This is a genomic window from Rhizobium sp. BK176 (genome assembly GCF_024808055.1).
The window spans coordinates 807,973-824,453 of the sequence record NZ_JANUBV010000001.1; the positions used below are offsets into that span (position 1 = coordinate 807,973).

Here is a 16,481-nt window from a genome sequence, read left to right on the forward strand (position 1 = left end):
GTGGATCATCTGATCCCGTTGAACTGCGCATCCTTGGATTAGTCCCGCCTGATCAAGTGGTCAATCAAGCGGGCAAGACGACGAAGAAGATCGCGACCGCGTTGGACTTGCGCTACTGCGTCGGATTCGTTGGTTTCACTGGCCTCATCTTCACGATTTTCCATTTGAGCAGGAGCTTGTAGGCCGCGCGATCGTCGAGTCCCGTGTTCCCAGCTACAATGGCGTCCAACAACGTCTTCAAGACAACCTTCTGGCCTACTCGGCTGAGGATTGCCCTGACTATCTTCTTTGCCTCCGCCTCTTGTTCCGCATATGTCATCGTTTTTGCGTTCGTCGGAGTGGCTTCCATCGCGCGCGCCTTTCCGACGTTCGGACGACCCATATCGCTTTCCTCTGCCTTGTCTGACGCAGGCTCAACAGGCAGTTCGGTCGATTTCCCATTCGCGGTCGGTGGCGGTGGCGTCTCAGCATGAGTTCCGAACGAGGAAACTCCTTCCGTAGTCTCAGAAGGCGCGCTTTGCTCGTGATTTTCGTCCTGCTCGACCTGGTGCGACGCTGCGATCTGGAATTCCGCCCTTCCGACCCTCCTGAATTCGGAATTCCTCTGAAGAACAGCGCTGACGTGCTGGTATGGCTGGTTCCCATGATATCCGGAAGCCAGCGCAATGTCTCGGAGTTCAGCAACTCTCATCGGTCGGTTCGCCTTGACGAGCTGTTTCCGCAAAAAGGTACGCAGTTCTCCAAACGGGCGGTTCTGTTCATCCGGTACGGCTTGTGGGCAAGTTCTCTCGTCGGGAGGCGAGGTTTCCTCTGCTGTTTTTGTCAGTGGTGGAGGTGCCGCAGCCGCTGCGTCTAGCTCGGCTGCGGGCAGATGGTTGCCTTCGGATTGCGCCATCGGCGGATCGGCATCGGTCGAAATTTGTTCTGCCAAGTCAACGACGGACTCCTTTGCGGGTACAGCCTTAGCCGCTACGTCTTCCAGACGATTGGCTTTTCCGTGAACGGAGGGGAAATTTTGTCCCTTTAAGCCGTAGACTCCTTTCTCTATCCGTTCCAGCTCTGGCCAATCCTTGATATGATAGGCGATCGTCGCACTGTAGCTGGCGTAATAGTGTCCGGAATCCTCGAGTGCTTTTGATAGCTCAAAGAGGCGCATTGGCCTCCCGCGGGCAAGAAGCGCATCTTTGAGGATTCGCCGAACGCTGTCACGTGACGACATGCCCGCGAGTTCTTCTCGCATTCGCGAGCGTTTCTCATTCTCGGCGGCTTCAATTTTCTGGCGCGCCTCGATCCATTTGGAAATCTGGTGTTCGGCTTTCTCATGCGGATCGTCTTCAAATTCCATCGGCGCATAGCGGAAGAGCGATCTCGAGTGCCTTTCGATCAGTGGTTCTTCGGCAACCAGCCTCTCGATTTTTCCAAAAATACCATCCGAATTCAGCCCTTCGGAGCGCACGGCGGCAACAAAGTCAGACATCCGCACCGACCCCGTCGAACACACCAACGCTCTATGGACGATGTCCGTTGCCAGGATGCGGAAGCGTTCGTCCGAGATTTCGGTGACGATACCGTCGTCATCCCGCGGCAGCTCGTTCAACCACCCGCCGAGGTCCTGTCCTTTTCCACCGAAGGTCACCATCCCGGTATCTTCGGCCTCTTGGTAGAGCGCCACTTTGTTCCAAAGCACGTCGTCGTCGTCGTTGATGACGAGCCATTCCTTCGCCAGCGCTCTTAGGTCGTCCTCGTCGAGATCAAGAGCGCGCTCATCCAATTGCTTTCTCAGTATGAGATTTCTGTTGTGGCGGTTATCCACGGCACGATAGTGCTTCTCCGACCAACGTTTTGAATACCTGAACCACATCCAGTCACTCGGCAAAACAAGAGGTCAGCCTCCATAGCACGCGCGACCGCTCCTTCCCCAGATGTTTTTGCCGTTTGCGCGTTCGAAAGCCCGTCTTTTAGCGTGATCAGTCCCTCGCTTGCTGGGATAGATGATATAGGTTTGGCCTACAACAAGGATCACCGCCGACGGCTTTGTCGAACGGCCAGGAGCAGCCAGCGTGAAAATCGACCTAAGATACCCGTTCCTGACCACCGGTATTCCGAAGCGCAACACCCGTCGCCGTGACCTTTACATGGCGATATCCATGACAGTGGACATCCCGGACATTTCCGCGCGCGAGACCGAGGTTGCGTTCAAGACCGCCCGCAAATGCAGGATCAATTTCGAGCAGAACGCCTACGTGAACGGCGAATACAAGCCAGCGTGGCACCATGTCGTCGAACATACGGGCGGCACGGTACTCCGGACTTTCGGAGGGAAGCTCTACAGGCGCATCGGCACCGAACGGGACATCGTCGCCGACCCGCGTGAACGCATCTTTTTCAATCTGGGCAGGGCGTTCCCCCATGGGATCGGAGGTCTCGACCTGGAGTACGGTGCTAACATTTCCTTTGCGGAGACGGGAAGCAGCAATGCGATGTCGGCGGCCTTGATCCGCCAGTGGGACTGGGAACTTGAACGTACCAGCATATCAGACGGACGGGTCGTGAACGCATGGCCGATGGCGCTGGGCGGCCTGACAAGGCACGGAAGCCGGGAAAACCTCGATTTCAGGGGCGCGATGGCCGACATCCGAGACATCGACGCCGAGGCTTCGGATCGGTCTCTCGCGATGATCGGACATCAGGCGAGAAGACTTCTGGCGATCGACGGCGAAGTATGGATGGCATGCCGTCCCCCGGCTCTCGTGGTGGACGTCGATGAAAACCAGCCGCTCGCGACACTCTCGCTGGCTCACGCCCATGACGGATTCGACGCCAAGCTGTCTCGAAGGTATTTCGCATTGAACGACCTTGAAGCCGCGCGCGAGTACCTGCGCGATTGTGTCGCAAAACGCCCACGGGAGCGCTGCGAGTATCAGGCACTTGAAGCACTGCCGTCGTACGAGTTGCTCGTTCCGGAAATCGCCGAATACGATGCCGAAGGCGAGGAACTCTCGAGGATCGGCTACGCGCTGGCCAGCGAATGTGCCCGTTTCATCGCGAGAACCGACGAGTGGATCGAGGGTAACAAACGGGACAGCCTTGACGCAGCGATGCAGGCCGTCTCAGAGACCAACTACGCCTTGGGCGTGTTCGGCGACGTCACGCCGTTCGTGGATGACCTATGCGGCGCGTGGGACTATCTCGGACGCCCGACCACCTTTTGCCACGTCGGTCCCGCGCCAGCACGGAAGCGTTTCGGCGATATGCTGATCAAGCGGGCGCTCAAGCTCGGCGACAATGCCGTGATCGACCTCGGCAGCAGACCTGGCTTCCAGATCGGCGTCGGCCCTCGCCTGTAACATCCGCAGGCAATTGCCACCGAATGTGGTATGCTGTGACCGTCGGCAATGAGGACTATCTGGCACGAATCGGTTAACCCGATACTGGGAGCGAGTCTTCGAGAGGGAACCCATGGCCAAGATCGACGAATTCAGATCATCTGTTCGCCATCGCGAAATCGACAACGCTTGCGAATTGGCGATGATGATCATGGACGTGATGGGCAGGGAGACCCCGCGCGACGTTTTTGACTTTCTCGACAGAATGGCCAGCAAATCACAGCATGCTGCTCTCGTCTGTTCCTTCACGTTCTTTTACCGGGAACAGCCTGAGCCAGATTATCAGACAAAACTCCTCAAGCGCGCGACCCGCGGCTACGACGAGGACGTCGCTGCTGACGCCTATTTCGCGCTGGCAGGACGGTATTCGTCCGACGAGCAAACGGTGCGCAAAGCGATGCCCGCCCTCGTACGCGCTGCCGAACTCGGCCACGGAGAAGCCCACATCAAGCTCGCGAAGGGCTACGAGACGGGAATGTTCAATAACCGCATCAGCTTCGACAAGGCGTTCGCCACGCTTTGCGACGGGGTTCAGGAACTGGATTATGGTCCCGCAAAGGTCGCTCTAGCCGACTTCATGTTCCGCCATGAGCTTCTGTCGGACGAGTTCAATCCTCTCCAGCTCCTTCACGAAGCGGCCGTCGAAGGCGTCGACAACGCGCGGGAGATGTTGATGGCGTTCAGCGAAATGGCAGAAGAACTTCAGCCCCATCTTCCTTATGTGATTGTCCCGAAAGACATGGAGCGCGCCATTCTGGCTCGCAACGCGATCGTCAACGAACTTCATGTCGGTGAAGACGATGCTGCTGACCTCGTTGCCAGGTTGTTCGGCTTCGACTGCTGGGAAACGATGGAAGAGATGGTCGAAGGCGGCCATGGCGGCGAAAGCGACTTCGATGAAGAGTGTTTGCCCGAAGACATGGACCTGCGGAGAGCCATCCAGATCGAAATGATAGCAGACGAGCTCGACGTCCCAGAAGATTTCGCCGAAGCCGTCTGGAGCCTTCTGCGACCTACCGCGCGCGAGGGGGTTCCGTCGCTTCGAGCGCTGGAGCGGGTGTACAAACCACGACGCGGCGAATAGGCTTCGGCCGGTCTTGGTCCGCCCTTTGCGCCGACCCGCTCATGACTTGATGCGCTTCGGCGATTGGCCTGTCTATAAGGCACTACGTCACCAACGAAAAGGACGTAGCATGACCGAGACCGTCGCCAGCCGCATCGCACAGGCACTCAGCTCATACACCGGCCCCAAGACCCAGACCGAGATCGCCCTGGCCTGCGGATTCAACAATCCCAACATGCTGAGCATGGTCAAGAGCGGCAAGACGAAGCTCCCGCCGAAGCGTATCCCCGCGCTGTGCCGGGAACTCGGCATCCGCCCGGAGGAGATGCTTCTCCTCGCCATGAACGAAGAACACCGCGATCCCGAAGCCAATCCGCTCTGGATCGCATTCGGCGGTCGCATGCCTTCGGTCCACGAACTCAGTGAGTTGAGGTCCGCGAAACCGTCATGACCTTGCAATGTTCAGCAACGGACTATCGGATTTCGCAACGTTCGGAGACGCTATAGCTTTGGATTTGTTTGCCGCTGGGGATCATGATTCAAACATCACCCCACGGAGAACACCGATGCCGACGGCCAAATCCCTCTGGAACCGCTACCGCGCGTGGAGGGAGGAGCCCTCGGAGCTGGCTAGAGGGGTTTCCGGCCTGGTCCAGACGATCATGGTCTTTCTCTGGTGTTCCATGACCCTCAGCACCGGGCTGATGGCGCATCTCGACTACGATCTGCGCTACCAGCTCATCATCCACATACAGAATACCGTCATCCTCCTCGGATTGGCGCTCCTGGCGGCGCTCGCCGCGCCGACGCGGTCCTGGCTGCGTTGGGCTTTCCAAACGCTGGCGATCGGGTTTTCCGCCACGATGGCATCCCTAGCGACCGTCGCTTTCAACCCAATGTGACCCGGTTCTACAATGACTTGCCGGTCGCCTTCCGGTACCGATCCATGATGTGGAGGTAGGTGTCGGTGGGCGCGCCGCCGACCAATGTCTGGAGGGTTTCCATGTAGGTCAGCGCCAGCCCCGCCTCCTTGAGATCGGCGTCCTCGTACCAAAGGTCGATTTCGGTCGCCAGCTCGTCGATCAGTTCGATCGCGAGGATCAGGACGTCTTCCCTGATTGCCTTCTCCTTCATGGTCGCCTCAATTCTGCTGTCGTTTGTACTGGGCAAGGAGATTGACCGCAGCCTCGGATGGCTCGTATCGGGCCTCCTTGAGAACGGCCACGGTCTTCGCGATCTTCTCGATCGCGGGTGATGCCGCCATCATGTCGCCGCCCTCGTACCGCCATGCGATTTCTTCCGCCAGCTCGCGAACGACCTCGTTCATCGCCTCGGCGAACTCCATGGTCATGATCTGTGCCATTGCATCCTCTCGGGGTCACGCTCACCGGCTCCCGCATACCGCCTTGGGGAGGAGAAGACAATTTCGAATTCCACACGGCTCTCTCTTCGTCCCCGTCGTCCTTGGCAGCGGTCGCGGCCTGGAAATTGGTTGAAAAACCCCCGGTGACGCGGGGGTTGCGTGGCACTAATGTCGACACGCTGACACCGATTGGCTAAAAACACGCATCCAGATGCACGAATCATGGCTGGAACATGCAGCATTACCATCCGATCAGAATCGCTCTTGTCGAGCGGCTCGAGGCGCAACGGAAGGAAGCCAACGTAGCCGCCCTTCAGGCAGAAATGCTCGCGCGGCTTTCCAAGAAGGCAACGACCGTTCGCGAGATCAAGAAAGACCACTCCCTCATCGACCGCCAGCGCGAGGGCGAAGGGTTCGATGCGGAGAGTTCCGCACAGTGGCGGCTCGACATCATCGAGGAACTCAAGCGGGCGAGGTCCGGCTTCGAGCAGATCGGGAAGAACATCTACGACATTTCGAGGGTCTGCCCGCTGTTCCGCGAGGTCGACGTCGACGACATCGTTCTCGACGACACGCCGCTTCCCCATGCGAGCCTCTACCTCCATTTCGGGTCGTCCGCCGGCCTTTCGCTCGGGGAAGACCTCTGGATTGACGGCGCATATCTGCGTCACATCGCCGAGAAGGAAAAAGAGCTGTGCCTTACGTTCGTCTGCAACCATCCCGGATGGAAATCCACGGCAGACGTTCCGCTCGGGCAGACGTTCAAACGGAATTCGACGGCAGCCTGTCTCCACATCTCCCGCGAGCAATCCATCGCCTGGTCGATCGAGAACCGCCGCTTCTCTGGCGCGCCTTCGCTGCTTGAGGCGAACGAAACGCTTGTCGAGGCGCTGCGCATGGCCATCAACGGCCTGCTCTACCTCAACCTCGCGCGGGCCGAACTCGATTTCGGCTATCCGCCCGACGCCCCCAAGGAACTCGTGTTCTCGGCCACGAACGGCTCGTCCGACAAACGCATGAGTTCGGCACGGAAACTGGACAACCTCGGCTACATAAAGGTGAATTTCGCCGGACGGAGCATGGTGGCCTACGTCAACCAGCATCCCGGGGACGATCGGTCATCCGGCAGGCATCGGGCGACACATTGGCGGCGCGGACATTGGAGACGCGTCGTGATCGGCGAAGGCCGTCGGAACCGGGAGTGGCGACTGTTCGAGGGGACGATCGTGAACGGATCGACCGAACCCCCGGCCGACACAGGAAAAATCCATATTGTGAAACCAGTCGGCCAGACAGGAGGACCGTCTCGATGATTGCCGGAGCCATGATGCCGTTCGACGACGAAGACATTAACCCCCGCGGCAAGTGTTTCAACATTCCCGACAAGCGGGCACTGAAGAAGGTCCGCGACATCCTGAAGGTGTCTCGGCACGGACGGCCGAAATGGCAAAAGCTGCGCCTTTTGAGCGAAGCGCAGATAAGCGAGCGTGGGGACATCGTCACGGTCTACTGGGCGGAAAACCCTGCCGATGGCGAAATAGCCTTCGTGAAGTACCGGGAGAACCTCGGCAGCGCCGCCAAGGTGTTCATCCAGCCGATGTTCGCGATACGCTTCGGAAACCAGCCGGACGACGACCTGGACAGCTGGCAGGAAGTCGCGGCCATCGTCATGGACCGCATTATCGAACTGCACGGCGTTGTGTCGGCCTCCGGAGGTACAACCCTCGAGATACAATTGACAGGCACCCGCCACCTCATGGAAAGCCTCAAGAGCTTCCTCACCAAAGCCCTGACGGTCCTTTCCGGTGTTCCTGTCACCCTCAACGGCCAGATCGTGAACAATATCGAGGAGCAGTTCGCAAAGGAACGCGCATCTCTCGGCTACACGGTGAATCCGCCGTCGGGCGACCTCGGGCGGATGTTCCGGTGGCCTGATTTCGACGATTCCGAACTCGAGGCACATCGGCCAAAACTGCGACTTGCTTCCCCTGACGACTGGGTATGGGCCTTCGAGGACGCGATCTACGACACCGAAGACGAACGTCGCGGCGACCACAAGGTTACGGCCGGCTCGGACGATCGACTGCGCGAACTGATCGCCAACGCCGATGTCGGAGACAAGGCCGGGCTGGCCCTGGAAAAATTCATCGATGTCCATCGTGTGGCGGGAATGGGTCTATTCGGTGTGTGGCAGGGCGAAGATTCTCTCAAGATGCTGCTTTCTCTTGATGTGTTCGCCCAGTTTTGCGAGGCGACCGACGATCACTGGCATCTCGGCCTCGAGATCAACGCCCGTCACTTCAGGATCGACAAGAGGCACGACCTCTCTGACGCGGCGTACACGCTCGGACAGGCCTTGAAGAAGCAGCTCCTCCTTCACCTCGTCTCGTTGTCCCGGTCCTGCCTTGAACATACGAAGGAGGTCACCTTCGACATCCTTTGCCCGTTCTCCTGCGGCGAAGACGAAAAGGACATGGACGCCATACTCGACGCGGTCAGCGACGCATTGGACGATGCGGAGCTTCATACCGATGACTCCGTGACGTTTGGCACACGGATCGTCTTTGCATTCGACGAGGACGCGATGAGGTATTCACTGGAACAGGAAGGCCGCCTCCCTCGTAGCGGCCGGGAGTGGCGAGGTCGAAAAGAACCAAGCTGGACTGACGAATACGAAGCCGAAGAGCGCATTGCCAAGCGGGTGAGCGAAAACATCGGAACAAGGATCGGCAGAGACAGGCATCATGACGACGCCATCCTGCCACGGTTTGCGCACTAACCGAGCTTCGGGGCCGCCCTTGTGGTCATCACGTTGACGGGTCGGTCCTGCCACCGACGGGTGTGGAGATCGACGGCTCTCCGCAGCTGGGCCAGCTTGAGTTCCCTCGGCCTCGTCTGAGGGTTCGGAGCGTAGGCGATCTCCCCCTTTTCGTCGGCCGCGCATATGCGGTCCACGGCTTCCAGGATTTCATCGACCGCATCCTCGTCGGTGTCGGCGGGCGATGCCGTGATGAACCGCTTGAGGCGGGCGTAATCCTGGATGATGTCCGGTGTCTGCTCAGCCAGATCGGAAAGTCGTACGATCTTCTGCATCATGTTTTTGACCATCTGACGCGCGTCCTCGACACCGCCTCTCCTGACCGCCTGATATTCGGGGGCCATCGCCAGAGTGGCGTTCGCCCTCGGACGCTGACGCAACTCGGTATCCAGGACGTCGATCCATTGCATGGCCATCTCGAACTCGTCGATCGAGAAATAGTATGTATGCCAGTCCGGCGAATAGTAGTCGTGATGGCCAAGCCCGATGCCCCACGATTCGTTACCCCGCGCTACCTTGAAGGTCGGCTCGTCGCAAGGCTGCCAGATCATGCCGCCAATCACGACGTATTCGGCGAGCAAGGCCTGAGCCTCGTCGAAATGTCGTGCTAGGTCCCGCTCGCGAACATTCTGTAGCCGATGATTGTCGAAGAGGTAGCGGCTGACGACGAAGGTCAGCTTCGGGTCGAAATCCGGGACTACGATTTTACCCGACCTCGCGGCCGCTTCATGGCTTGCCTGCAGGTTTCGAAACAGATCGTTGAACGACAGCTGGTTGTCGTGAGACCTCGTCAGTTCCTTGGTTTTGTTCGCGTTGTTGGCGGTGCCCACGGTGCGGTAGACCTGGCCCGTCTCAGGATCGAACCTGTAGCGCTGGACGGGGTGGGAGGCCATTCCAGACCTGTACTCCATCAACAACGGGTAATCCTGGTCGGTGGCAGCCGGGATGTCGAACTTTCCGAGGCGGTAACCGTAGGCCTTCACGTCGAAGCCGCGTTCGTCCTGCGCGGCCGCAGATACCGGGTAGAAAAGTTCGATTTCCATGTGACCTGTCGCCTGATGTCTATGGCTTCACCGTAGCAATCATCCACGCGTCGCAACAGACGGATCGCCGATCCGGAACATTTTAACGATCCGCTTAGTGCGGAATTCAAGGTTCCGACGTATCGATGGGTCGATACAACCGTTTGGGGCACCGCATGAAAATCGTCAAAGGCAAGATCACCGAAATAGGCATCAGGACCATCTCGAGGACAGGCTCGCTGTACAGCAACGTCGTCCTCACGGCTGAAAACGGCGACCGTCTGCGTGTCTCGAACCTTGCCTGTGACGATGTCACAGACAACCGCATCCACTTGGACAACGTCGTGACGCTCCATCTCCTCCAGGCCCGCCAGCCGATCCGCAAGTTCAATCTTCTGGTGGCTACCGAGGATTCGGCAGGTCTTACGCTGGCACGGTCTCCGCATGCGGTTGCGTTGATCGGCGCGGCGGTACTCGGACTGCTGACAATCGTCTGCCTTCTCAATGTCTGGGTCCTGATGCTGCCTTTCATCGGCGGCCTCTTCCTGGCGATCGGATTGCCGACCTTCCGGTTTTTCGCGGCGGTCCGTCGTTTTGGACCAAAGGGATCGGATCGCAAGGGACCGCGTCTCATCGAGGTCTGATCGTCGAGTTTGTGGACAGTTCGGCGTGTCCGTCGCCGAGCTTCGTCGGCTCGTTGTGATAGGCCATGGCCTGTCTCATTCTCCAGTCTTGGAGAACCTGATGAAGCACCAAGATCACCTGAAAACCCTCTCGGACGACTACAAGCGATCCTATGGATTTGATTTGCCGTGGCAAATCCCTGACTACGCGCCGGTCGAACAGGGCGACTGGTCGGTGAGGTCCCGCCTCGGAGGTCTGTCCGGAAGCTATCTCGCGCATCAGGTCGTCGAGCCGCCGCATTCGGTCCTTTTCCACGGCCGTGACGTGTGGATGTCCACCGCGTTGCTCGAAGTGGAAAGCCACGCCTGGCATTTACAATGCGCGAAGGGCAATCTGCTGGTGGCCGGACTTGGCATGGGTATGTATGTCCATGCGGCATCCATGAAACCCGAGGTGAAGAGGATCGCGGTCATCGAGCGCGATCCTGACGTCATCGCCCTGATGAAGGAGTCGACGCGCTTCGAGACCTGGGTACACAGCGACAAGGTCACGATGATCGAGGCCGATGCGATGGCTTCCGAAACCGAAGACATGGTTGCGGCCGCATTCAACGGCGAGCGGCCCGACTACCTCTATGCCGATATTTGGCCTGTTTTCCCGGCTCCCAAAGCTCGGCGCAGACGAAGAGGATGGTCGATCAATATCGTCCGAGGAAGGCAGGCTGGTGGGGCCAGGAGGTCGAGTTCGGCGTCTGGCTGGAACGTCGGGGCATCGGGGCAAGCCTCGACACCCTTCGCGAGTTCTTCGATGCCAACGGCATCGACGCACCGATCCATGACGGATACCTCGCATTTTGCGAGGACACGATTTCCGTTCAGCTCGACAACGATCATGGAACCGGACCTGTCGCTACGTCGGCGTACGGTGCTTGACCCGCCGCCCCGCGCCGGGCATTCCTGCCGTCCAACCGCTGGAGATTCTATTGACTGCCTATTCCTGGACCCTGACCACGCCTGCCGGAACCAGTTCTGCAAAGGGAGACGTTGAAACGCTGACCCGCTTCGTTCGCGATGCGGACCTTCCGGGGGTCTCGCCCGCCGACTGGGTCGTCGACCTGCTTTTGGCGGACGGCTTCGAAACCGGCGAGGCAGTCCACCGCCACGAGGTCGGCAACGGCGGCTGGACGCTGTCCGTTCGTCCGCTCGGCGACGACGAACTCCATTGATGATGGCATCGGCCTCGGGCATCGTTTGGACGTGACAGAGGCCAGTTCATGAAACTCGAAATCCCGTTCATCTCCTACACTGTCTGCAAAGGCGAGGGCGAGTACGTCCTCAGGTCGACCGAGATCGAGGTCCCAGAGATCGGCAGCCGCGAATACGCTGGCGGAAACCTGCTAATCGATCACGTTCATTACTACGGTGACGGCGGTCACTGGTACCTCCCGCGCCTCAACGAGATCAATATCCGCAAGCCATGGACCGGGTTGCTTCCCAATTTCGAGGGCGACCAATCCGGCTCCCATGACGTCGACATTCGGCGCGCCTTCCTGTTGAGGAAGCTGTCGGAACACATTTTTCGGCGCGCGCTTCGTCGATTTCGAAGCGACGGCGAACTCGGAAGGGTTCGATGTCGTCCGGGCAGCCGGCAAGTTGATAGGCCGTGGTCCGTTCCACTCGACACTCGGCCGCGGCGGACGCAAACCGTCGTTCGACCTCACCGAGGACACCGCAGCGAAGATCAAAGCCTACGCCCTGAGGAACATGCGGATGGTGGACGGCAACATCATCGTCCGGGGACATGATCCGGTCATTGGTGTCGGCATCGACAGTCACCTCGGCAATCATGGTGTTCTTAACGTCGAGGACGGTGTCCTATGGGGGACAGAGTCGAGGTCGCACTTCAATTTTTCTTCATCCGAACTGGATGCGGCTTTGGACTTCAAGGAATCCATCCTTACCAGCGCCGATGAGCGCTTGCGCATGTGGAAAGGCCGCGCCGAGCCGCTGGCGGAGACCCACGACAAGGTATCCAGGCTCCTTGATCTCGACCTCGCCGAGGATACCTGCGAGCGCACCCTCGCTTCCACTGTTCCCGCTTGCGACTTCGGAGATTTTCTGAAAATTCGGGTCGAGACGAAGTTCTTGGCGGCGAAAACGGTGGCGTCGCTTGGCATGCCACCCGAGAACCGCGACCGGGGGTTTTACGAGGGTCTAGCGGTCTATCTCGAGAGCCTGCCTCCAGCTACTGCCCTAACTGAGGCGATCGTCCATTGGGCGCTCGAGAGGTGGGACCAGCGCGAGGTCTCGCTGGCGGTCGCTCCTGCGGGCCATCGTCTCTAGGGTGCTTCACCATCGCCGGTTGCAGTATCTACGCGCCGCTTTTACACTCAGTAGGAAGCAAGGGGCGATCTAGTGAAACAACAGCGGGTACTTGTTCTCGGCGGCTACGGCCTGATCGGACAGTCGATCGTGCGCCATCTTCTGGATGCCGGCCATTCTGTCGTCGGCCTCGGCCGGAACGCTGCTCACGGCCGCAGACAGGAGCCACGCTGCGACTGGATCGCCGCCGACATCTCCAGAATGACGTCTCCGCAAGACTGGAGCGTGGCGCTCGAAGGCGTCGATGCCGTGGTCAATGCCTCCGGCGCGCTTCAGACGGGTCTTCGCGACGATCTCGGCGCGGTCCAGAACAAATCGGTCGTATCCCTGATCGAGGCTTGCGAAACGGCAGGCATAAAGACTTTCGTCCAGATATCGGCACCCGGTGCCGCCATGGAAGCCTCGACCGAGTTCCTGCGTACCAAGGCTGTCGCCGACAGCCGTCTGCGCGACAGCGCGCTTGGGTGGGTCATTCTCAAGCCCGGTCTTGTGATCTCGCCCAACGCCTATGGCGGTACGGCTTTGCTGCGCATGCTTGCCGCCTTTCCGATGATCCTTCCGGTCGTCCACGGCTCGGCCAAGGTGGCGACCGTCGACATCGACGAGGTCTCCGCGTCTGTCGTCATGGCGGTGGAGGGTACGATACCCGCAGCAACGGAGATGGACATCATGGAAGCCGCGCCTGGATCGCTGAAAGACGTCGCCTTGGCTTTCAGGTCATGGATGGGCGTCCCCCCGCCCGTTGCCGTCGTCGAGCTTCCTGGATGGGTTGGCTCGCTGGTCGGCAAATCCGCCGATCTGCTCGGATACCTTGGCTGGCGCTCCCCGTTGCGCTCTACCGCGCTCGATGTCATCGAAGACGGCGTTGTCGGCAGTCCAGCTGAATACCTGAAGCATGTCGGCCGAGAACCCAAGCCCCTCGCCGAGACGCTGCGCAAGCTGCCTTCCACTGTGCAGGAGCGATGGTTCGCGCAGCTCTACCTGGCGATGCCCGTCGCCGTCGCGACCCTGTCGCTGTTCTGGTTGGCATCGGGGATGATCGCCCTTGCCAACCTTGGAAGAGCCGCCGAGCATCTGACCGCCGTCGGGATGGGCAATACATCTGCTGCCGCGGTTGTCGCAGGCGGTGCGCTTGTTGACATCGCTCTTGGCGTCGGGGCGCTGTTCCAGGCTCATGCCCGCAAGGCCCTCGTCGGCATGGCGCTTGTCACCCTCGCCTACCTCGCGGTCGGGACGGTCCTCTCCCCTGAGCTATGGGCCGACCCGCTCGGTCCGTACGTCAAGACCGTTCCCGCTGCCGTATTCGCCGTCATTGCCTCCAGGTTCACAGGATCGCGATAGAACATGGACTTCGACCTCTTCATCCGCTGGCTTCACATCATCGGCGCGTGCGTCTTGTTCGGCACCGGGTCTGGCATCGCATTCTTCATGGTGATGTCCCACAAAACCCGGAACCCCGTCCTGATCGCGCATACAGCTGGCACAGTCGTGCTTGCTGACCTCCTCTTCACGGCGACGGCTGTCGTCGTCCAGCCGATCACGGGGGTGACGCTGGCCCACCGCATCGGATGGCCGCTGACCGAGCTTTGGGTCTCGGCGTCCCTTGGTCTCTACGTGTTTGCCGGCCTGTTCTGGCTGCCCGTCGTCTGGATTCAGATGGAAATGCGCAAGCTCGCTGCGCTGGCCGCCAGCACTCAAGATGTCCTGCCACCGCGCTACTTCAAGCTCTATCGCATCTGGTTTGCTTGCGGGTTCCCGGCATTCGCGGCGGTCCTCGGGATCATCTGGCTGATGATTTCGAAGCCGACTTTCTAGCAGCTTGTGGCTTTCGATCTCGGTCCGGATCGTGAACCCGATACCAAGGAGATTAAGCACGTGAACGAACTCTATAAGGCACTGGCATCCATCAAGGCCGGGTACGAGGCCGGAAAGACCCTGTTCGACAGCGACATGATCGAACATGCGGAAACCGTGGCCAATGCACATGACGTGCTCATCGATGCGCTCGCCAAATCCCACCAGTTCGACGGACTTCTAAAACATTCCGTGGAAGGCCGTTCTTTGGTGTTGGACACTGAGTGGGTGGACGACCTGAAACAGGATGTCGCGAGACATGTCGAACGGATCGCCTCGATGCATACCGAACCACAACCCGCGGCTGGCGCTCCTGACCCAAAGATTTAACTTATGCAATTTAGTTTACACCACGCCCAATTGGAGTCACGATTTCCCTTGCTAAACATGTAAGGGAAATCTCGAATGCAAAACCTCGTCATCGCCGACGATCTCGTCGGGCCCACCAAGGCAGGCCTCAAGAGGAACACCATCCGTGCCGGAATCCGCGACATCAAGACCGGTCCGCTCGAGCTTCGTTCTTCCAGCGGAACCTATCCTCCGATCACGGTCGACGTCGTGGAAGTCTCGCACAAACTCGCCAACGAGGTTTCCGACCGGGAGATCGTGGCGAACGGTTTCCGTGATCTCGCGGACATGCTCGCCGGCATGAAACGCTTTTATCCCGATTTCGGTCCGTCGTCGCAGGTGACGGTGATCACCTGGCGGTAGGGGTGGAAAGAGGTCGGCTCTTGGGCGCGGGGAGGAACTCGGCCTCAAGATCGCGGTGAACGGCCGCCAATCGTTCGGAGAAAGCTCCTATGCTTTCGGCCGGTCTCCATGAAACAGATTCGTGTCCGTCGGCCTTTCCCAGTCCCAGAACCCCGGGTCGTCTGCGACGACGAGCGGATTTAGGATCGCCAGCGCGCAGGTCACCACCGACCATTCGTCGCTTGCCTTGCCCTCGCCGCGAGAGATCATGTTCGCCCGCCGCTTTTCAGCCTGCGACCAAGCGCCGAAATGGCGCGGATCGCTCGAATGTCTCGAACGACCTGTTTGTAGCGTGATGCAGAACGAGCAGTCGCCCGTCGGTTGTCACGGCGGCCGTGTTGGTGAGAATGTCGGCGTTACGCCGGATCATTTCGTGCGCCTTTTTCCATCTGGCCAGTCAGCGTCTCTCGGCCGAAAGTGTCACGACGGCTTTATCGACTTGGAGTCTTCATTTAATCAACGCAGTTTGTTGACGAGTTCTTCTATTTCGGTTCAGACTTGCTTGTGGCATCGGTGGAAACCGCTATCGACGCCCGTAAAACCAACTCGCCAAAAGGGGGTCCTGTTGGACATCTTCTTCACCGACGGGTACGTGCCATTTTCGGTGGCTCTGCTCGTTTTCCTCGGACTTTTCGTCCTCGAACTCCTGCTTCTTGTCGTCGGCGTCGGCCTGTCCGACCTCGTTGACGACATTCTGCCCGATGCCGATCACGATCATCACTTCGAGGCATTCGGCAAGGCGCTTTCCTTCGTCGGCTGGGGCAGCGTCCCCTCGATGATCGTGATCATGATGCTTTTCGCCTTCTTCGGCGTCGCCGGCATCCTGGTTCAAGGGGTCTCTCACAACATCCTCGGACACGTTCTGTGGTCTTGGATTGCAGCAGCCCCGGCCATCGCCGCGTCCTTCGCCCTTACGCACTACGCAACGCGCTTCCTCGCGCCGTTGATGCCGAACGTCGAGACGTTCGCGGTATCGCGGCACTCCCTCGTCGGTCGCGCTGCGAAGATCGTCTACGGCACCGCCAGCCACACGCTGCCCGCGGATGCCGAAGTCCGCGACACGCACGGCCGAGCCCATCACGTTCAGCTCAAGGCGGAACAAGCCGGAGACACCTTCACAGAAGGCGACGTCGTCTACGTCACCCGTGCCGAGGGCGGGTTCTTCTTCGCCAGCCGCAATGCGCCCACCGTCTATTCCAACACCGGAAAGGATCAATAAC

Annotated in this window: 22 protein-coding genes; 16 read left to right on the forward strand and 6 right to left on the reverse strand. The window is 59.4% G+C overall.

Translation table 11 applies throughout. From position 1 onward, the window contains the following. Positions 1-112: 112 nt before the first annotated feature. Positions 113-1,771: a hypothetical protein gene (locus FHT76_RS04545; protein ID WP_259184555.1), complete on the reverse strand. Its 1,659-nt coding sequence runs from the start codon at positions 1,769-1,771 to the stop codon at positions 113-115. A 289-nt stretch (positions 1,772-2,060) separates the two neighbouring features. Between FHT76_RS04545 and FHT76_RS04550 the strand changes: the two genes are divergently transcribed. The 4 genes from FHT76_RS04550 to FHT76_RS04565 all read left to right on the forward strand — a co-directional run bounded on the left by FHT76_RS04550 (position 2,061) and on the right by FHT76_RS04565 (position 5,351). After that, positions 2,061-3,347, forward strand: a complete 1,287-nt coding sequence (locus FHT76_RS04550) for a hypothetical protein (protein ID WP_259184556.1) — start codon at positions 2,061-2,063, stop codon at positions 3,345-3,347. 112 nt (positions 3,348-3,459) lie between these two features. Beyond that, positions 3,460-4,470 (forward strand): hypothetical protein, encoded by a 1,011-nt coding sequence (locus tag FHT76_RS04555; RefSeq protein WP_259184557.1) that lies wholly within the window; start codon positions 3,460-3,462, stop codon positions 4,468-4,470. Positions 4,471-4,579: 109 nt separating this feature from the next. Beyond that, positions 4,580-4,900 (forward strand): helix-turn-helix transcriptional regulator, encoded by a 321-nt coding sequence (locus tag FHT76_RS04560; protein ID WP_259184558.1) that lies wholly within the window; start codon positions 4,580-4,582, stop codon positions 4,898-4,900. A 115-nt stretch (positions 4,901-5,015) separates the two neighbouring features. Further along, positions 5,016-5,351, forward strand: a complete 336-nt coding sequence (locus FHT76_RS04565) for a hypothetical protein (RefSeq protein ID WP_259184559.1) — start codon at positions 5,016-5,018, stop codon at positions 5,349-5,351. Positions 5,352-5,358: 7 nt separating this feature from the next. Here the strand turns inward: FHT76_RS04565 and FHT76_RS04570 are convergent, their stop codons facing one another. Both FHT76_RS04570 and FHT76_RS04575 read right to left on the reverse strand, forming a co-directional pair. Next, entirely contained in the window at positions 5,359-5,583 is a 225-nt protein-coding gene (locus FHT76_RS04570; protein ID WP_259184560.1) for a hypothetical protein, read from the reverse strand. A 7-nt stretch (positions 5,584-5,590) separates the two neighbouring features. Continuing rightward, the gene (locus tag FHT76_RS04575) at positions 5,591-5,812 is read right to left on the reverse strand and encodes a hypothetical protein (protein WP_259184561.1); all 222 of its coding nucleotides are present in this window, start codon (positions 5,810-5,812) and stop codon (positions 5,591-5,593) included. A gap of 233 nt (positions 5,813-6,045) precedes the next feature. On the opposite strand from FHT76_RS04575, the gene FHT76_RS04580 reads away from it, so the two are divergent. Both FHT76_RS04580 and FHT76_RS04585 read left to right on the forward strand, forming a co-directional pair. Next, a complete protein-coding gene (locus FHT76_RS04580) occupies positions 6,046-7,125 on the forward strand; it encodes a hypothetical protein (protein ID WP_259184562.1) in 1,080 nt (359 codons plus the stop codon). Beyond that, positions 7,122-8,591: a hypothetical protein gene (locus FHT76_RS04585; protein ID WP_259184564.1), complete on the forward strand. Its 1,470-nt coding sequence runs from the start codon at positions 7,122-7,124 to the stop codon at positions 8,589-8,591. Before FHT76_RS04580 ends, FHT76_RS04585 begins: the two co-directional genes overlap by 4 nt. On the opposite strand, the gene FHT76_RS04590 is transcribed toward FHT76_RS04585, so the two are convergent. Beyond that, positions 8,588-9,673: a hypothetical protein gene (locus FHT76_RS04590; protein ID WP_259184565.1), complete on the reverse strand. Its 1,086-nt coding sequence runs from the start codon at positions 9,671-9,673 to the stop codon at positions 8,588-8,590. The genes FHT76_RS04585 and FHT76_RS04590 overlap by 4 nt on opposite strands. A gap of 155 nt (positions 9,674-9,828) precedes the next feature. Here FHT76_RS04590 and FHT76_RS04595 point away from each other — a divergent pair, with 155 nt between their 5' ends. From FHT76_RS04595 to FHT76_RS04635, 9 genes are all read left to right on the forward strand, one after another. Beyond that, on the forward strand, positions 9,829-10,296 hold the full coding sequence (locus tag FHT76_RS04595; protein WP_259184566.1) for a hypothetical protein: 468 nt from the start codon (positions 9,829-9,831) through the stop codon (positions 10,294-10,296). 100 nt (positions 10,297-10,396) lie between these two features. Then, positions 10,397-11,323, forward strand: coding sequence for a hypothetical protein (locus tag FHT76_RS04600; protein ID WP_259184567.1), 927 nt, complete (start codon positions 10,397-10,399; stop codon positions 11,321-11,323). Then, positions 11,259-11,501 carry a hypothetical protein gene (locus FHT76_RS04605; protein WP_259184568.1) on the forward strand — a complete coding sequence of 81 codons (243 nt, stop codon included), beginning with the start codon at positions 11,259-11,261 and terminating at the stop codon, positions 11,499-11,501. Before FHT76_RS04600 ends, FHT76_RS04605 begins: the two co-directional genes overlap by 65 nt. Before the next feature lie 48 nt (positions 11,502-11,549). Continuing rightward, positions 11,550-12,080 carry a hypothetical protein gene (locus tag FHT76_RS04610; protein ID WP_259184569.1) on the forward strand — a complete coding sequence of 177 codons (531 nt, stop codon included), beginning with the start codon at positions 11,550-11,552 and terminating at the stop codon, positions 12,078-12,080. After that, entirely contained in the window at positions 12,046-12,618 is a 573-nt protein-coding gene (locus tag FHT76_RS04615; RefSeq protein ID WP_259184570.1) for a hypothetical protein, read from the forward strand. Before FHT76_RS04610 ends, FHT76_RS04615 begins: the two co-directional genes overlap by 35 nt. Before the next feature lie 72 nt (positions 12,619-12,690). Next, positions 12,691-13,998 (forward strand): SDR family oxidoreductase, encoded by a 1,308-nt coding sequence (locus tag FHT76_RS04620; RefSeq protein ID WP_259184572.1) that lies wholly within the window; start codon positions 12,691-12,693, stop codon positions 13,996-13,998. Between the two features lie 3 nt (positions 13,999-14,001). After that, a complete protein-coding gene (locus FHT76_RS04625) occupies positions 14,002-14,472 on the forward strand; it encodes a DUF2269 domain-containing protein (RefSeq protein WP_259184573.1) in 471 nt (156 codons plus the stop codon). Positions 14,473-14,532: 60 nt separating this feature from the next. Further along, complete coding sequence (locus tag FHT76_RS04630; RefSeq protein WP_259184574.1) at positions 14,533-14,841, forward strand: hypothetical protein; 309 nt, start codon at positions 14,533-14,535, stop codon at positions 14,839-14,841. Between the two features lie 75 nt (positions 14,842-14,916). Continuing rightward, on the forward strand, positions 14,917-15,222 hold the full coding sequence (locus FHT76_RS04635; RefSeq protein WP_259184575.1) for an ASCH domain-containing protein: 306 nt from the start codon (positions 14,917-14,919) through the stop codon (positions 15,220-15,222). Positions 15,223-15,309: 87 nt separating this feature from the next. Here FHT76_RS04635 and FHT76_RS04640 read toward each other — a convergent pair whose 3' ends face one another. Then, a complete protein-coding gene (locus tag FHT76_RS04640) occupies positions 15,310-15,471 on the reverse strand; it encodes a hypothetical protein (RefSeq protein WP_259184576.1) in 162 nt (53 codons plus the stop codon). A 16-nt stretch (positions 15,472-15,487) separates the two neighbouring features. Beyond that, on the reverse strand, positions 15,488-15,631 hold the full coding sequence (locus FHT76_RS04645) for a hypothetical protein (protein ID WP_259184577.1): 144 nt from the start codon (positions 15,629-15,631) through the stop codon (positions 15,488-15,490). Positions 15,632-15,826: 195 nt separating this feature from the next. On the opposite strand from FHT76_RS04645, the gene FHT76_RS04650 reads away from it, so the two are divergent. Then, positions 15,827-16,480 (forward strand): YqiJ family protein, encoded by a 654-nt coding sequence (locus FHT76_RS04650; protein ID WP_259184578.1) that lies wholly within the window; start codon positions 15,827-15,829, stop codon positions 16,478-16,480. Position 16,481: the final 1 nt, after the last annotated feature.

What these genes read in the sequence shown, in the direction of transcription:
- FHT76_RS04555 (WP_259184557.1), top strand. Translation starts at nt 3,460, where the DNA reads ATGGCCAAGATCGACGAATTCAGATCATCTGTTCGCCATCGCGAAATC.
- FHT76_RS04560 (WP_259184558.1), top strand. Translation starts at nt 4,580, where the DNA reads ATGACCGAGACCGTCGCCAGCCGCATCGCACAGGCACTCAGCTCATAC.
- FHT76_RS04565 (WP_259184559.1), top strand. Translation starts at nt 5,016, where the DNA reads ATGCCGACGGCCAAATCCCTCTGGAACCGCTACCGCGCGTGGAGGGAG.
- FHT76_RS04570 (WP_259184560.1), bottom strand. Translation starts at nt 5,583, where the DNA reads ATGAAGGAGAAGGCAATCAGGGAAGACGTCCTGATCCTCGCGATCGAA.
- FHT76_RS04575 (WP_259184561.1), bottom strand. Translation starts at nt 5,812, where the DNA reads ATGGCACAGATCATGACCATGGAGTTCGCCGAGGCGATGAACGAGGTC.
- FHT76_RS04580 (WP_259184562.1), top strand. Translation starts at nt 6,046, where the DNA reads ATGCAGCATTACCATCCGATCAGAATCGCTCTTGTCGAGCGGCTCGAG.
- FHT76_RS04585 (WP_259184564.1), top strand. Translation starts at nt 7,122, where the DNA reads ATGATTGCCGGAGCCATGATGCCGTTCGACGACGAAGACATTAACCCC.
- FHT76_RS04590 (WP_259184565.1), bottom strand. Translation starts at nt 9,673, where the DNA reads ATGGAAATCGAACTTTTCTACCCGGTATCTGCGGCCGCGCAGGACGAA.
- FHT76_RS04595 (WP_259184566.1), top strand. Translation starts at nt 9,829, where the DNA reads ATGAAAATCGTCAAAGGCAAGATCACCGAAATAGGCATCAGGACCATC.
- FHT76_RS04600 (WP_259184567.1), top strand. Translation starts at nt 10,397, where the DNA reads ATGAAGCACCAAGATCACCTGAAAACCCTCTCGGACGACTACAAGCGA.
- FHT76_RS04610 (WP_259184569.1), top strand. Translation starts at nt 11,550, where the DNA reads ATGAAACTCGAAATCCCGTTCATCTCCTACACTGTCTGCAAAGGCGAG.
- FHT76_RS04615 (WP_259184570.1), top strand. Translation starts at nt 12,046, where the DNA reads ATGGTGGACGGCAACATCATCGTCCGGGGACATGATCCGGTCATTGGT.
- FHT76_RS04625 (WP_259184573.1), top strand. Translation starts at nt 14,002, where the DNA reads ATGGACTTCGACCTCTTCATCCGCTGGCTTCACATCATCGGCGCGTGC.
- FHT76_RS04635 (WP_259184575.1), top strand. Translation starts at nt 14,917, where the DNA reads ATGCAAAACCTCGTCATCGCCGACGATCTCGTCGGGCCCACCAAGGCA.
- FHT76_RS04640 (WP_259184576.1), bottom strand. Translation starts at nt 15,471, where the DNA reads ATGATCTCTCGCGGCGAGGGCAAGGCAAGCGACGAATGGTCGGTGGTG.
- FHT76_RS04645 (WP_259184577.1), bottom strand. Translation starts at nt 15,631, where the DNA reads ATGATCCGGCGTAACGCCGACATTCTCACCAACACGGCCGCCGTGACA.